Here is a 15,484-nt window from a genome sequence, read left to right as displayed (position 1 = left end):
TGAGGTCAGGCTTTTCCGCTCAGTGCCCGCTGCAGGAAGACATATTTCATCGCCGTCTGCGCCGCCTGCGGCCGGCGGTCGCCGCGCCCGCCATGTCCGCCTTCGGTCTCCTCGAAGAACAGCGTCTTGCCGTGTCCTGCCTGCTGCAGGCGGGCCGCCATCTTGCGCGCATGGCCGGGGTGGACCCGGTCATCGGCGGTCGAGGTTGTCAAGAGCACCGGCGGATAGGCGGCGTCGGCCTTGACATGTTGATAGGGCGAATAGGCGGAAAGCCACTTGGCGTCTTCCGGCTTTGACGGATCGCCATATTCGGCCATCCACGAAGCGCCCGGCGGCAATTCGGTGTAGCGCAGCATGTCGAGCAGCGGCACCTCGATGATGACGGCACCGAAAAGCTCGGGATGCTGCGTCAGCGAAGCGCCGGTCAGCAGGCCGCCATTGGAGCCGCCCTGGATGCCGAGCGATTGAGCCGTGGCGATACCGCGCCTGACGACATCTTCGGCCACCGCCGAAAAGTCGTCGAAGCCGTTCTGGCGCTTGCCTTTCAGCGCCGCCTGGTGCCAGGCCGGTCCGAACTCGCCGCCGCCGCGAATGCAGGCCTGCACATAGGCATTGCCTTTCTCCAGCCACAGCCTGCCGCGCACGCCGGCATAGCCGGGCAACAGCGGCACCTCGAAACCGCCATAGCCGTAGAGTAGCGTCGGCACCGGACCGTTCTGGTCGCGCCGCCGGACGACGAAATAAGGGATCATCGTGCCGTCCTTCGAGCGCGCCTCGAACTGCTCCGAGATCAGCGGCGAGGCATCGAAGCGGGCCGGTTGCGATTTCACGGTCGCCAGCGTCTCGCCATTGTCATCGGACCAGATGATCGAGCTTGGCGTCAGGAAATCGGTGAAGGAAAAGGAGACGGTGGAACCGAAATGCTCGGCATGGCTGATGCCGACAGTGCCGTTTTCAGGCAGCACGACTGACTTCAGCGACCAGGCGCCGCGCTCGCGCTCGCAGACGAGAACCTTGCCGCGCACATTGTCCATCAAGCTGATGAACAGGCGGTCCTGTGTTCTAGCCAGCCCGGCAATGGAAACCCGATGCGCCGGCGCCAACAAGGTTTCGATGGCGCCAAAACCGCCGGTTTCGATCCAATGCGCGAAGTCGAAGGAGTAAAGCCCGTCCGGCTGGCATGCGGTGCCGTCCGGCGCCGTCCATGGCGTGCGCACCCCGAACACCAGTTGATCCCGAAAGAGCGAGGTGTCGGTGACGTCGTCGGGCAGCGGGATGCGACGGTTCTCGCCCGAAGGCAGGCGCAGGAAACTGTGCGATGCGAAGAAGTTGAGTGTCCGCGCCAGAAACAGGTGACGCTTCTCGCCGTCGAACTCGACACCGGCGCCTACTGCAAGATCCTCGGTCTTTCCCTCGAAGATCGGGGTCGCCTCTTCCAGCCTTGTGCCGCGCTTCCAGAGCTTGACCACGCGCGCATATCCGGACTCTGTCTTGTCGGCCTCTTCGAAAGCGGCCGAGACGATGATCGTATCCTCGTCCAGCCAGCCGAAGCCCGATTTCGAGGCCGGCGCCTGAAAACCGCCTTTCACGAAGGACTTGGCAGCGATGTCGAACTCGCGCATCGCGCTGGCATCACCGCCATCGGGCGACATCGAGACCAGGCAGCGGTTGAAATCGGGATAGAGCCTGACGGCGCCGCCGAACACCCATTTTATCCCCTCCTTCGCAGCCAGCTGGTCGAAGTCGATGATTGTCTCCCAGTCGGGCTTGTCGGTCTTGTAGGAGGTGACCGTCGTGCGGCGCCACAGGCCGAGCGCATTGGTCTTGTCCTGCCAGAAATTGTAGACATGACCGGCGATCGCCGCGCCAACCGCGATATTGTCCTCGGCCGTCATCAGGTCGAGAGCCGTCTGGAATGACGCCTCATAGGATGGATCGCCCTGCAATTCCGCCACAGTGACCTCGTTCTGGCGATGCACCCAGTCGAGCGATTCCTTGCTTGTCCTGTCCTCCAGCCAGAGGAAGGGGTCCTGCATCTCGCCAACTGAATGTAGCTGCGTTTGTGCGATCGAATTGGTCATGTGGTCTCCGAAAAATTCGTCAAGCTCGGTGCCACAAACATCGGCACGACGCTACCGACATTCAACAGGAACACGTAAAACCAGCAGACTTAGTAGACGCGATAGATCGGCCGCGCAGCCCGCGAGGACACCCATGCAACAACTTTACATTGCGATGGAAAAGTTTGGCCCATCCGGGAGCGGATGGAATGAGTATATCGAGTGGTCGGGCCTCACTCAGTTAACCGAGGTGGTCACACTCGACGGGATACTTTGCCCGTTTGCACTCCCACAAATCAAGGATCACCACTGGGCTCACATCGTCTGCGAAGACAACATGCTCAATTTCTTCGTCGACCTGGATTTCCTCCTCTCGGAACTGCCCGATACCGGCAACCTCAATATCCTTGGGGTTATCCGCGGACCCACGGTGGACGTGCGCTCACTCGGTTGGGATGAGTTCGCCTTCATGGGCTATGACTTGCTGGACAAGGATGTCGGCACCAGCGCATTGAGCAATTGCGGCGGATTCGCCGACGTATTTGCAAACGCAGAGCTATCCAGCGTCGGACTGATTGATGACTTCGATCGAGCCGTGAACATTCGGAATTTGCTACATGAGATGTACCCCGAAGAGCATCATGCCGATTGTGACCTTTGGGCTATTTTCAGGCGGCGGAGCAGCTCGGGAGCATCCCGATAGTTCAGGCAAGGGCTAAACAACTCGTCTTCGAACGACGGTGGCGCCTGCGAGCATGGCGCAGATCGCACCAAGCGTGACCGGCAGGCCACCCGCGCCGAGCACATCCATCACGCCGCCGGTGAGCGGCGGGACCAGAATGCCGCCGACACCCCACATAAGGGAGAATGCCGCATTGCCGGCAACCAGCGCCGAACCGGTGAAGCGCTCGCCAAGTTCGATGATCGACATCGTGTAGATGCCGTAGGACACAGCCCCCCAGACGAAGACGCAAGGCCAGATCAGCGGCGTTTCGATCAGCATCGGCAAAAGCACGCAGCCAAACAGCGTCAGCAGTACGCAGATGAAGCGTACGAGACGGGCCGTCAGCCGCTCGGCCAGCAGGCCAAGCGGAACCTGCATGGCGATGTTGCCGGCGATCATGACCGACAGCAGCGCCGACATGCGAGCCTCCGCGATGCCATGATGCGTGCCGTAGACGGGCAGCAGCGCCAGCACCGCCTGCTCGAAGCCGGCGGCCACGACCACCGCCGACAGGAGCAGCCAGGCGAGAGGCATGAAACCCATTACCGAAACCTGGTGCCCGGCCTCGTCCACCCTGGGCAGGCGCCTGACCACCAACGCCAGGCAGAAGCCGCAGAGCACGAAGGCGGCAATGCCGACGAGGAACGGGCGCCAGCCCTGCGTGCCGACGGCGAGCAGGCAGAGCGGGCCGGCGGCGAAGCCGGCCGAAATGATCGTTGAATAGAGGCCCATGATGCGGCCGCGCCGGGCCGGCGGCGCCAGGGCGATCACCCAGATTTCGCTCAGCACATAGAGCGGGTTGGTCACGGCGCCGATCAGCAAGCGCAGCGGAAACCAGAGATAGACGTTCTGCGTCCAGCCGATCAGCGCCAGCACGACAGCCGAAAGCGCCGCGCAAGTGAGAGCCGTGCGCCCTGCTCCGAACCGCCTCGCCAGCGCTGGAATGATTGGCGACGAGACGATGAACCCGATCGGCGTCATGGCAGCCGACAGTCCGATCATCGCCGGCGAGACGCCCTGGCGCTGCAGGATGAAGCTCAGCAGCGGATAGGAAAGGCCCTGCGCGATGGCGAAAACGGACACGGTCGCGATCACACCGGTGATCGCCGCCCATTGCATCGTCTCGTCGCTTCTCGTGTCCACCAGTTCAAGATCCATACTGCTGTCGCGGTTGCAGACTTACCGGTTCGGCCCGGCGGCGGTAAGCCCCGCGGCCCGAACGGATGCCCGGCTCCAGCCAAACCCTGTCAGGAGCCTCAGCGGTTGGCCGATCTATAGAGCGCGAAGGCGACCAGCAAAGCGTCGAGGCCAATGATCACGGTTGGCAACCCCACCGGCCCGATCGCCTGCATCAGCAGGCCCGCGCCCGGCGGACCAACGATACCGCCGACGCCCCATAGCAAGGCGAACGCCGCATTGCCGGTGACCAGCAGCGAACCCTTGAAGCGGCTGCCGAGTTCGACCAGTGCCATCGTGTAGACACCGTAGCCGACCGCGCCCATCACCAGAAGCACGCCCCAGATCAGTGGTGTGGTGATCAGCAGCGGGAGCAGAACAGCGCATATGGTCGTCGCGACGGCGCAGGCCAGGATCATCGGTCGGCCACCGAAGCGTTCGGCGAGCAGGCCGAGCGGAATCTGCAGAAGGATGTTGCCCAGCGACAGCGACATCACCAGCGCGGCGAGCACCGCCTCCGGCAAGCCATAGCCGGCCCCAAACACAGGAACCAGGGCATAGGTGCTTTGCTGGACGGCGGCCGAGACCAGCACCGCCAGCAACAGCGCCGGCGCCAGCCGGGCAAAACCGACAAAACTGCCGGCAGGCTGGCCGTCATCCTCGAAACCGGCGAGCTTCGAGGAGACAAGGCGCAAAATGATGGCACAGAGCAGGAAACCGACGATGCCGACGCTGAAGGGAGCCCAGCCCTCGATGCCGACCAGAGTGAGCGTAAAGGGGCCGGCGGCATAGCCGGCGCCCATTAGTGTGTTGAACACGCCCATCACTCGCCCGCGCCGCGACGGCGACGCCAGCGACAGCGCCCAGACTTCGCCCAGCACATAGAGCGGGTTGATGACGATGCCGATGATGAATCGGATGACGTACCAGGCCACCCAATTCTGGAGGTAACCGATGCCCAGGAAGCACATCGCCCCGATCAGCGAGCAGCCAACCGCCAGATTTCGCGCCCCGAACAGCCGCACGGCAGCCGGGACGAAAGAGGCCGAAAGGATGAGGCCAACCGGCATCATCGCCGCCGACAGGCCGATCAGGGCGGGCGACATGGCTTGCTTCTGCATCAGGAGCGTGAACAGCGGCGAGCTCAACCCTTGCGCCGCTCCGAACATGGCCAACGCGGCGGTGACGCCCGCGAGCGCCGCCCATTGCGTTCCCGCTTCGCCTTCGCTCGAGCCGGTCGCGACCATGCCGTCATCCATGTGAGTGCGGCCATCGGCCAGCAAGCAAGACTAGCTACTGGTTCGACCGGAGAAAGAGAAGAGCCGGACCGGAGATCCGCTTGCACCAAGGAAATCAACCGACCGACCGACGCCAATCGGTCCCGAATGAACGAATCTTTGATGCAGACGCGATGGCTACGGGAAGTAGCGGGCGATTGCGCCTTTCTTGCCGTCCGCATAAGGCTTCAGCCACTTGTCGTCGATGGCAATCCCGTCAGCATCGGACGGCCCCTTGCCGATCGTCCTGCGCCAAGCCCGGAACTTATAGTGGTCGAAGACGTCGAGCATGTGCACGGCATAGGCCGCGGCAAAGGTCTTGTCGCCTTCCACGATGACCAAATTCTCGTCGTTTTCGTAGGACGCCTTGTAACCGAGGTTGTGGCTGCCGGTAATGACGGTGGCGTTGTCCTCCATCGGATCGATGACAACGATCTTGTCGTGCACGATCGCGTGGCCCACGGTGAGCACTTCGGCCTGGAAATCCGTGGCAATCGTGGCGCCGGTCAGGTTCGCCGCCCTTACGATGGAGACATTCGGGGCCTCCCAGACCTTCTCCGGATAGACAAAGGGCGACTTGCCGTCCTTGTTCGACTTGTGGGTGACCGGATCCTTGGTCGGAGCGACATAGTTGGGCATGGCCGTCTCGTCGCTGATCGCGCCCTGCACGATGAGGTTCGGATCCGCTTTCGCCGCCGCAACCGCCTGGTCTACGATCGAATTTTCGCCGAGCAGCGAAGGGTTGAACACCAGGAACAGCACGGCCCGCTTCGCCGCTTTGATGCGGGCAAAGACGTCCTGGAGGTCAACCGGACGCACCGAAATGTCCTTTTTGTTGCGGGTCGGGTCGTTGGGCGAAAACCACACCGTCATGCCGTCCAACACCACCGAGGCGCCGTTGAGCGGGTTTGGCATGTGGTTCTCCTTGCGGAACGGCACGCCCTGCGTCTGCACGACGTGGCCGGCAGCACTTTCCGAAGCCGGTGGCGGAAACACATCGGCTTTCATGCGTTCCCAATAGGCATCGAATACCTCCGCCATCGCCGGATCGTCGCGGACAAAAGCGTTGTTGGACTGGCCGCATATGCCAGTCGACGTCCAGTTGGTACTGCCGGTCATAACCGCTTGCGGATTGCCCTGGGTGTCGCGGTAGACGGCGAACTTGTTGTGGCCGATATGGTTGTTGTTGAACAGGCGGTCCGTCACCACGACCCCAGCATTGTGCAAACGCTTCCTGGAGGGTGCGTTGCCGGCATCCCAGGCCTTGGTCTGGTCATCCCTGCCCGAATTGGACAGGATGACTTCGACTACATCCCTGGCCGCGATAATGGCGTCGCACCATTCGTCGTCACCGAGCTCATAGAGCGCAAGCCTGACGGTGCCGCCTTCGGCCTTGGCCCGTTTCAACAGGCTGGTCAGGACGTCAGGCACGTCGCCATGCAGATAGGCGCGGATCTTGCTGGTCGGGTCTTGCAGCACCGCCCTGATCTTGTCGCGCTGGCCGACCTTGATGCCGGCTTCCGCCAGCGCATGAGACATCCATTGCGTCGAAAGCACGCCGTTGGTGAAGGCAACGCGTGCCTTGCCGAACATTTGGCCCAGGAAGATTGGCGGACTGACCGCGCCCTGCCCGAGATAGCCAAGGGGTCGCGCCGGTCCGGTATAGGCGGGTTTGCCGCCGACGACCTGATCGGGGCGCACCGGCACGGGATCGAGGCCCGGCTTCATGCCCCCAACGGGACGCACGCGGTAGGCGATCATTTCGCCGTCCGGCCTGACGTCTATGCTGTCGCGGCGGCGTCTGACAGTCAAATCGCGCCAGAATGTCTTCTGTACCGGCCAGACACCCGTATCCTGCGGAATCCATCGGGGGTTGCGCTGACCCTTGAAGGGCACCCAGGACGCAAGGCAACGCTCCTCGCCTGTATCGGGATAGAGGCGCACGATCTCGAAACCGAGGCAGCCTGGGATCATCCCGTCAAGATCCCAGGAAAGGAACGCGACTTCGTTGTTTGTCGCGGCACGCACTTTGACGACGTCAGGCATGGCTGTCCCTCCAAAACAGTTCAACGCGCAAGTATGTCAGAAGTAAAAGACGGTACTGTAACGTCTTTTTAAATCTGCACCATCCGACGGCCTCATTCAGGCGCCTGCCGGCGCGCCGGTGTGGCCAGGGCGGATGTCGCGGCCACCTGGCTGCCGTTCCGGCATGTCGCTTCCCTCGCTCTAGTGGTCGCCGCCTCCGCAATGGCCGGAGGGGCGCCGGTCCATTATGCCGCCCGTTATCGCATCCTACGAGGACCATCATGACCGCCGCCCTACAACCCTCAGAACCGGCATTGGCGCCCGACCGTGCCCGCCGTGGCGGTCGCGCCGGCAAACGCGCCGGTGGCTCGGCCGCGTTCGAGCAGCCGGCTTTCCGCCAACTGAAGAATCCGCTGACGCCGACCAAGCTGGTGTCCGAGGATGAGCTGGAATCGATCCACCTCGCCTCCTTGCGGGTGTTGCGCGAGATTGGCGTGGACGTCCTGCACGACGAAGCACGCAGCATCATGAAGGCGCATGGCGCCGACGTACGCGAGGGCTCGGAGCGCGTGCGCTTCGACAGCGACATGATCCTGGAACTGGTGTCGAACTGCCCGTCCGAATTCACCATCCATGCCCGCAACCCCGCGCACAATGTGCGCTTCGGCAATGACAATCTGATCATCTCGATGATGGCTTCGGCGCCCAATTGCTCCGACATCGATCGTGGCCGCCGGCCCGGCAACCAGCAGGATTATCGCAATTTCCTGCGGCTGGCGCAGATGCACAACATCCTGAATTGCACGGGCGGCTATCCGGTCGAGCCGACCGACATCCACCCATCGGTTCGTCACCTCGAATGCATCCGCGACCTCGCCACGCTGACCGACAAGGTGTTCCACATCTATTCGCTCGGCAAGGAGCGCAATGTCGACGGCATCGAGATCACCCGCATCGCGCGCGGCATCAGCCATGAGCAATTGCTCGCGGAACCATCCGTCTTCACCATCATCAACACCAATTCGCCGCTCAAGCTCGACGTTCCGATGATGGAAGGCATCATCCAGATGTCGAGCAAGGGCCAGGTTGTCATCGTGACACCCTTCACCCTCTCGGGAGCGATGGCGCCCGTAACCATCGCCGGGGCGCTGGTGCAGCAGAATGCCGAGGCGCTGTCCGGCATTGCCTTCGCCCAGATGGTGCGCAAGGGCGCACCGGTCGGGTATGGCGGCTTCACCTCCAATGTCGACATGAAGTCCGGCTCACCGGCCTTCGGCACGCCCGAATACATGAAGGCGCAACTGGTCGGGGGCCAGCTCGCCCGCCGCTACAAGATCCCCTACCGCACCTCCAACACCTGCGCCGCCAACACCGTCGACGCGCAGGCAGCTTATGAGAGCGTCTTTTCGCTGTGGGGCGCGGTCCAGGGCGGCGGCAACCTGATGATGCACGCGGCCGGCTGGCTAGAAGGCGGCCTGCGCTGTTCCTACGAGAAGACCATTCTGGATATCGACCTGTTGCAGATGGTGGCCGAATTCCTGACCCCGCTTGACCTTTCCGATGAAGCGCTCGGCTTCGACGCCATCCAGTCGGTCGGCCCCGGCGGCCACTTCTTCGGAACCCAGCACACGCAAGACCGCTACAAGACCGCATTTTATTCGCCCATCCTTTCGGACTGGCGCAATTTCGAAACCTGGGCGGAAGCCGGCTCGCCAACGGCAATGGAAAAGGCCAACAAGGTGTGGAAAGAGCGGCTGGCCTCCTATGACGAGCCTTACATGGACCCCGCGATCCGCGAGGAGCTCAACGCCTTTGTTGCGAAGCGCACGACCGAAGGCGGCGCGCCGACCGATTTCTAGACAGACCACTCTCCGGGCCGTTCGGTTTCGCTGCAAAGCGGGTCGGGGTCTTCAAAATATCTGATTCAGTTTACACGAAAACGGAACTATCCTCATGAAATCCCACGTTAAAGCGGTTGTCATTGGCGGCGGCGTCGTCGGCTGCTCGGTGCTCTACCACCTGGCCAAGGCCGGCTGGACCGACATCATGCTGATCGAGCGCTCGGAGCTCACCTCCGGCTCGTCCTGGCATGCGGCCGGCGGCTTCCATACGCTGAACGGCGATCCGAACGTCGCCAAGCTGCAGGCCTATACGGTCCAGCTTTACAAGGAGATCGAGGAGATTTCGGGCCAGTCTTGCTCGCTGCACCTGACCGGCGGCGTGATGTTGGCCGATACGCCCGAACGCATGGACTTCCTGCGCCTTGCCCACGCCAAAGGCCGCTATCTCGGCATGGACACCGAACTGATCACGCCGTCCGAGGCCAAGGCGATGTTCCCGCTGATGGACGAAACCAATTTCGTTGGCGCCATGTGGGATCCGGTCGAAGGCCATCTCGACCCCTCCGGGACCACCATTGCATATTCCAAGGCGGCCAAAAAACTCGGCGCCGAAATCGTGCTGCGCAACCGCGTGGTCGACCTGACACAGCAGCCGGACGGCACCTGGAACGTCGTCACCGAACAGGGCACGGTTCACGCCGAACACGTCGTCAACTGCGGCGGTCTGTGGGCGCGCGAGATCGGCCGCATGGTCGGCGTCGAGCTGCCGGTACTGGCCATGGAGCACATGTATCTCTTGACCGAGCCGATGCCGGAAGTCGAGGAGTTCAACAAGTCGACCGGTCGCGAAATGATCGGTGTGCTTGACTTCAAGGGCGAGATCTACACCCGCCAGGAGCGCAACGGGATCCTGCTCGGCACCTATGAAAAGGCTTGCAAGCCGTGGTCGCCGGTCAACACGCCGTGGGACTTCGGCCATGAACTGCNCTGGCCATGGAGCACATGTATCTCTTGACCGAGCCGATGCCGGAGGTCGAGGAGTTCAACAAGTCGACCGGCCGCGAAATGATCGGTGTGCTTGACTTCAAGGGCGAGATCTACACCCGCCAGGAGCGCAACGGGATCCTGCTCGGTACCTATGAAAAGGCTTGCAAGCCGTGGTCGCCGGTCAACACGCCGTGGGACTTCGGCCATGAACTGCTGCCGCCCGATCTCGACCGCATCGCGCCGTCGCTGGAAATCGGCTTCAAGCATTTCCCTGGCATCGAAAAGGCCGGTATCAAGCAGATCATCAACGGCCCCTTTACCTTCGCGCTCGACGGCAATCCTCTGGTCGGCCCTGTGCAAGGCCTGACCAATTTCTGGTGCGCCTGCGCCGTCATGGCCGGCTTCAGCCAGGGCGGCGGCGTCGGCCTTGCTCTATCCAACTGGATGGTGCATGGCGATCCGGGCTTCGACGTCTGGGGCATGGATGTCGCCCGCTTCGGCGAATGGGCTGGGCTGCGCTACACTAACGCCAAGGTGCGCGAAAACTATTCGCGCCGCTTCTCCATCCGATTCCCCAACGAGGAACTGCCGGCTGCCCGCCCGGCACAGACGACGCCGCTCTACGACACGATGCTCGCCAACAATGCCGTGATGGGCGACTCCTGGGGTCTCGAAACCCCGCTCTGGTTCGCGCCGAAGGGCAGCGAGCCGAAAGACGTCGTCTCCTTCCACCGCTCCAACGACTTTGGTCCGATCGGCGAGGAAGTGCGCGCCACGCGCGAGCGCGTCGGCGTCACCGAGATCGCCAACTTCGCCAAATACGAAGTGTCGGGACCCGGCGCGGAAGAGTTCCTCAACCGGCTGATGACCAACCGCATGCCGAAGACCGGCCGCATCGTGCTGACACCGATGATCAACGAGTTCGGCAAGCTGATCGGCGACTTCACCATCGCCAAGGCCGGTGAAGACCGCTTCATGATCTGGGGCTCGTCGGCCGCGCAGAAATACCACATGCGCTGGTTCGAAAAGCACCTGCCCAAGGATGGTTCGGTGCGCATCCACCGTTTCGACCAGACACTGGTCGGCCTGTCGATCGCCGGCCCGAAGTCGCGCGACCTCCTGCAGAAGCTGGTCGATGTCGACATCTCGACCAAGGCCTTCCGCTTCATGGATTTCCGCGAGATGGCGGTCGGCGGCGCGCCCTGCCTGGTCAACCGCATCACCTATACCGGAGACCTCGGCTACGAGATCTGGATGGCGCCAACCTATGAGCGCCTTGTCTACAAGGCGATCAAGGACGCCGGCGAGGAATTCGGGATCGTCGATTTCGGCATGCGCGCCTTGTTGTCGATGCGCCTGGAAAAGAATTTCCCGACCTGGTTCCGTGAGTTGCGGCCGATCTATGGGCCGTTCGAAGGCTCCATGGACCGCTTCATCAAGCTCGAGAAGAACGATTTCATCGGCCGTGAAGCAGCCGCCAAGGAACAGGCGCAAGGGCCTAAACTGCGCCGTGTCTCCTTCATCGTCGAGGCCGCCGATGCCGACGTGATGGGCGACGAGCCTATCTGGGCCAAGGTCGGCAAGGATTACGGCACGGTTGAAAAGCCGCATGGCTATGGCGCGCCGCGCTTCGACACATCAGGCAAGGAAATACGTGGCTCGAAGGCCGCCGAAGGCGCGTCCGCCGTGCGGGGCATCGTCGACGGCGACTGGCGCGTGGTCGGCTGGGTGACGTCGGGCGGCTATGCGCATTACGTGCAAAAGTCGATGGCGCAAGGCTATGTGCCGGCCGCCCTTGCCGAGGATGAAAGCGCGGGCCTGTTCGAGATCGAGATTCTTGGGTCTCGGCGCCCGGCCCGCATCAATGTCGAGGCGCCCTTCGACCCAAGCGGCGAGAAGATGCGGACCTGAGGGCCCGATGGACAGCGGGGCGCCAAAGGGAAGCTTCGGCCGCCATCGCAAGATCATGCCGTTTGTATCAGGCTCGATCGAGGCGTTGCGCGATGCCTCCCGCGAAAAGGCGGCTTCGCTCAACCAGCATGTGCTGGGCTATGGCGCGCAAGCCGAAGCGGAATGGGCGGCGGCGGGTATTGCCGCGCCCGACCTGCCGGCAATGCGAAAATACCGGCTCGAGCGCATCCGCGCCGAGCTGAAGCGCCGCGGCTATGCCGGCGCCTTGCTCTATGATCCCGTCAACATCCGATATGCGACCGACTCGACCAACATGCAGCTCTGGGTCGCGCACAATCCGACGCGGCATTGCTTCGTGGCCACCGAGGGTCCGGTGGTGCTGTTCGACTACTTTTCCTGTGAGCACCTGTCCGATCATTCCGGCATCGTCGACGAAGTGCGGCCGGCGGTGTCGTGGATGTACCTCTATGGTGGGGAACTGACCGAGCAGAAAGTCCGCCGCTGGGCCGCCGGTATCGCCGATTTGGTCAGGGCACATGGCGGCGGCAACAACCGCATCGCGGTCGACCACATCAATCCGGAAGGTGTTGAAGAACTCCACCGCCTTGGCATTTCCATCGGCAATGGCGAGGCGGTGATGGAAAACGCGCGGCTGATCAAATCGCCGGATGAAATCCTTGCCATGCGCCGCGCCATCGTCGCTTGCGAGGCAGCGATGGGCGAGATGGAACAGGCGCTCAAGCCCGGTATCTCCGAGAACGATTTGTGGGCGCAACTCCATCGCGGCAACATCGCGCGCGGCGGCGAATGGATCGAGACCCGGCTGCTGACGTCGGGACCGCGCACCAATCCATGGTTCCAGGAATGCTCGTCGCGGATCATGGAGGCGGGCGATCTCGTCGCCTTCGATACCGATTTGATCGGCCCCTACGGCTTCTGCGCCGATCTCTCGCGCACCTGGCTCTGTGGCGACACAAAGCCGACCAACGAACAGCGCGACCTGTTCCGCATCGCCGCCGACCAGATCGAGTACAACACCGCTTTGATGCAGCCCTGCGTCTCGTTCCGCGATCTGGTCGAACGCTCGGCTGTACCGCCTCGAGACTGCTTCCCAACTCGCTACGGCGTGCTCTACCACGGCGTCGGACTGGCCGACGAATATCCGACCTTGCCGCATGCCAGCGACTGGACATCCGATACACCCGACGGCGTGCTGGAACCGGGCATGGTGCTGTGTGTGGAGAGCTATATCGGCCGGCTTGGCGGTCGAGAGGGTGTCAAGATCGAGGAACAGATCCTGATCACCGACACCGGCAACGAAAAGCTTTCAACCTACCCGTTGGATCGGAGGCTGCTCGGCTAGCCCGGCAAGGGCTTCACGCATCGCGCGCACGTTTTTTTCCGGCGTCGTCCTGGCGGTGATGAACGGCAAGCCTTTGCGCCTTCCCGTCCAGCCGACGATCCTTACAGTTTTCGCCGCCGGCTCGAAACGTTGTGCCAGCGCCCAGCTTTCGCAATCTATCGCGGCAACATCCGCTTTGCCTTCGGCGACCGCCACGATCGAGTCGCGATGACCGCCGCTTTCGCTGCGCGATGAAAATATGTCCAGGTCTTCGCCGGCCGCTTTCAGGTCGCGTGTCAGCGCGATGATGCCCGACATGGAATCGAGGCTGTTGAAGGTGAAGCGCCTGTCCCGGATGAGGTCGAGCGGCAGCAAGGCCTTGCCATCGGCGGGCGACCGAACCTCCGGCCCCTCGCCCGAACGCATCACCAGCGCGCTCGAATAAAGTTCGCCCTGGCCGCCTTCATAGGCATCATAGCTTGGCTGGCCGACCACCTGCACATGCCGGAACAGACCGAGTTCCATCGGCCCCCAGCAGGTCTGCGCGAACAGCAGCGCCGGATGCATCCAGAGCTTGTGGAAATCGAGTTCGCCCGGCGGCAGGGTCGTCGGATCGGGCGCGACGAGTTTACCTTCGCCGTCCCGAATGCCGCCCGGCACCGGCGGCAGGTCGCCATTGCGGCGCACGATGGATTGCGGCGCATCGATACCCTTTCGCCGGAAGGCATCGCGCAACGACGCCCATTGGGCATCGACCTCGTCGCGCGCCTCCGGCCAGTCATACATCGGCAACGCCGCAATCAATTCGCTCATGCGATATCAAACCACCATGCCGGGATAAAGGATCGCAAAAACGCGGCGCCCAATCAGAATTGGCCGACACGGTATCCACTCTACACGCGGATACTATTCCTTGGGCGGTTCGGCGGGAACCGGCGCGCTGCCAAGCCCACTGATGCTGCGCGCCCTGACGCGCGGCTTGAACGCCCTGCCCGGCTCGGGCGCGCGCCGCAGAACCGGATGCACGATCGGCTCCTTGGCCTTGAAGGCATAGGATCTGAGCAGCGCGAAATAGTTCGGATAGGCATAGCCATTGTTCATCCGCAGCCATTCCTCCCGCCGGTCACGAAACAGCTTCGGCAGCCGGTACCAGGCGATGGTCGGGCTCTTGTGATGGACGAAGTGCAGATTGTTGTTGAGGAACAGGAATGACAGCGGCGAGCGCTCCACAATCACCGTGCGGCCTTCCGGATGCTCCGACCATTGGTGCTCGGCATAGGTGCGAATCGAGATCAGCGACTGGCCGAGCCAGACCGGCACCAACACATAGAGCCAAACCGGCATGCCAAAGCCGAACTGCACGACCGGCAGCACCACGGCAAGGCCGATCGCATGCAGCAGCCAGGCCTTGCGGATCGCCTTGTCTCCGGCAATCACATGCTTGGCGTCATCGATGAAGAAGCCGATGCAGGACAGCCATGGCCCCATGACGAGGCGACCTGCCATGGTGTTGTTGACCTTCAGCACGAACTTCATCAGCGGTGGCATTTCTTCGTGCATCCAGAGCGCCTGGTAATAGCTCTCGGGATCGTCGAGAGGATCGGTCAGCCGCTCGTCCGCATGGTGGCGCAGGTGAATGGTCTTGAAACGGCGAAACGGCCAGGCGAGGCCGATCGGCAGGAAAACGAAAGCTTCATTGACAAGGCCGTTGCGGGTCGGGTGACCATGCAGCACCTCATGCATGATAGAGGATTGCAATGCCAGAGTGACGGCCATGACGATCAGCGCTGCTGTGGGATACGATGGCCAGAGGAAGAAGCCGGCGGCGAACCATGTCCCGNGTGACGGCCATGACGATCAGCGCTGCTGTGGGATACGATGGCCAGAGGAAGAAGCCGGCGGCGAACCATGTCCCGTAGCAGAAGAGAGCGAGAACCACCGTCGGCCATTCGATGGCCGGTCTGCTACTTCGACGGATGCTCTTGCCAGCCATGCTATCGACCACTGTCCCTCAGTCGCCGGAACCCCAACTGGTTCCTGACAGCATTGTGTCAGGAGAGATGATTCCACTCAACGCGACAAAGTGCACAAAATGTTGCGATTGCGCATTCTTGACCGCATATGTTGCACATTGTAAACAA

Annotated in this window: 9 protein-coding genes and 2 pseudogenes; 5 read left to right on the top strand and 6 right to left on the bottom strand. The window is 62.5% G+C overall.

The genetic code is table 11. From position 1 onward, the window contains the following. Positions 1-5: 5 nt before the first annotated feature. The gene (locus tag X742_RS167430; RefSeq protein ID WP_023769878.1) at positions 6-2,081 is read right to left on the bottom strand and encodes a prolyl oligopeptidase family protein; all 2,076 of its coding nucleotides are present in this window, start codon (positions 2,079-2,081) and stop codon (positions 6-8) included. Positions 2,082-2,214: 133 nt separating this feature from the next. Here X742_RS167430 and X742_RS167435 point away from each other — a divergent pair, with 133 nt between their 5' ends. After that, positions 2,215-2,763, top strand: a complete 549-nt coding sequence (locus X742_RS167435; RefSeq protein WP_023769877.1) for a hypothetical protein — start codon at positions 2,215-2,217, stop codon at positions 2,761-2,763. Between the two features lie 12 nt (positions 2,764-2,775). Here X742_RS167435 and X742_RS167440 read toward each other — a convergent pair whose 3' ends face one another. The 3 genes from X742_RS167440 to X742_RS167445 form a co-directional block, all read right to left on the bottom strand. Then, positions 2,776-3,903, bottom strand: a complete 1,128-nt coding sequence (locus X742_RS167440) for an MFS transporter (RefSeq protein WP_245275477.1) — start codon at positions 3,901-3,903, stop codon at positions 2,776-2,778. A 137-nt stretch (positions 3,904-4,040) separates the two neighbouring features. Next, complete coding sequence (locus X742_RS0135665) at positions 4,041-5,207, bottom strand: MFS transporter (protein WP_023791725.1); 1,167 nt, start codon at positions 5,205-5,207, stop codon at positions 4,041-4,043. 168 nt (positions 5,208-5,375) lie between these two features. Next, positions 5,376-7,283 (bottom strand): phospholipase D-like domain-containing protein, encoded by a 1,908-nt coding sequence (locus tag X742_RS167445; RefSeq protein WP_023769875.1) that lies wholly within the window; start codon positions 7,281-7,283, stop codon positions 5,376-5,378. 260 nt (positions 7,284-7,543) lie between these two features. On the opposite strand from X742_RS167445, the gene X742_RS167450 reads away from it, so the two are divergent. The 4 genes and pseudogenes from X742_RS167450 (at position 7,544) to X742_RS167455 (ending at position 13,364) form a co-directional block, all read left to right on the top strand. Further along, a complete protein-coding gene (locus X742_RS167450) occupies positions 7,544-9,121 on the top strand; it encodes a trimethylamine methyltransferase family protein (RefSeq protein WP_023769874.1) in 1,578 nt (525 codons plus the stop codon). Positions 9,122-9,215: 94 nt separating this feature from the next. Then, the gene (locus X742_RS0135660; protein WP_031247607.1) at positions 9,216-10,118 is read left to right on the top strand and encodes an FAD-binding oxidoreductase; all 903 of its coding nucleotides are present in this window, start codon (positions 9,216-9,218) and stop codon (positions 10,116-10,118) included. Continuing rightward, positions 10,091-12,001, top strand: a pseudogene (locus X742_RS01000000169485) (FAD-dependent oxidoreductase); the annotation flags it as partial. The gene X742_RS0135660 and the pseudogene X742_RS01000000169485, both read left to right, overlap by 28 nt. 7 nt (positions 12,002-12,008) lie before the next feature. Continuing rightward, the gene (locus X742_RS167455) at positions 12,009-13,364 is read left to right on the top strand and encodes a Xaa-Pro peptidase family protein (RefSeq protein WP_023769873.1); all 1,356 of its coding nucleotides are present in this window, start codon (positions 12,009-12,011) and stop codon (positions 13,362-13,364) included. Here the strand turns inward: X742_RS167455 and X742_RS167460 are convergent. Next, positions 13,329-14,156 carry a PhnD/SsuA/transferrin family substrate-binding protein gene (locus X742_RS167460; RefSeq protein WP_023769872.1) on the bottom strand — a complete coding sequence of 276 codons (828 nt, stop codon included), beginning with the start codon at positions 14,154-14,156 and terminating at the stop codon, positions 13,329-13,331. The genes X742_RS167455 and X742_RS167460 overlap by 36 nt on opposite strands. A gap of 93 nt (positions 14,157-14,249) precedes the next feature. Further along, positions 14,250-15,336 (bottom strand): annotated as a pseudogene (locus X742_RS167465) (fatty acid desaturase). Positions 15,337-15,484: the final 148 nt, after the last annotated feature.

Source organism: Mesorhizobium sp. LNHC229A00 (assembly GCF_000502415.1).
In the GTDB taxonomy this organism is placed as follows: domain Bacteria; phylum Pseudomonadota; class Alphaproteobacteria; order Rhizobiales; family Rhizobiaceae; genus Mesorhizobium.
This window is presented reverse-complemented; position numbering and strand designations above follow the sequence as displayed.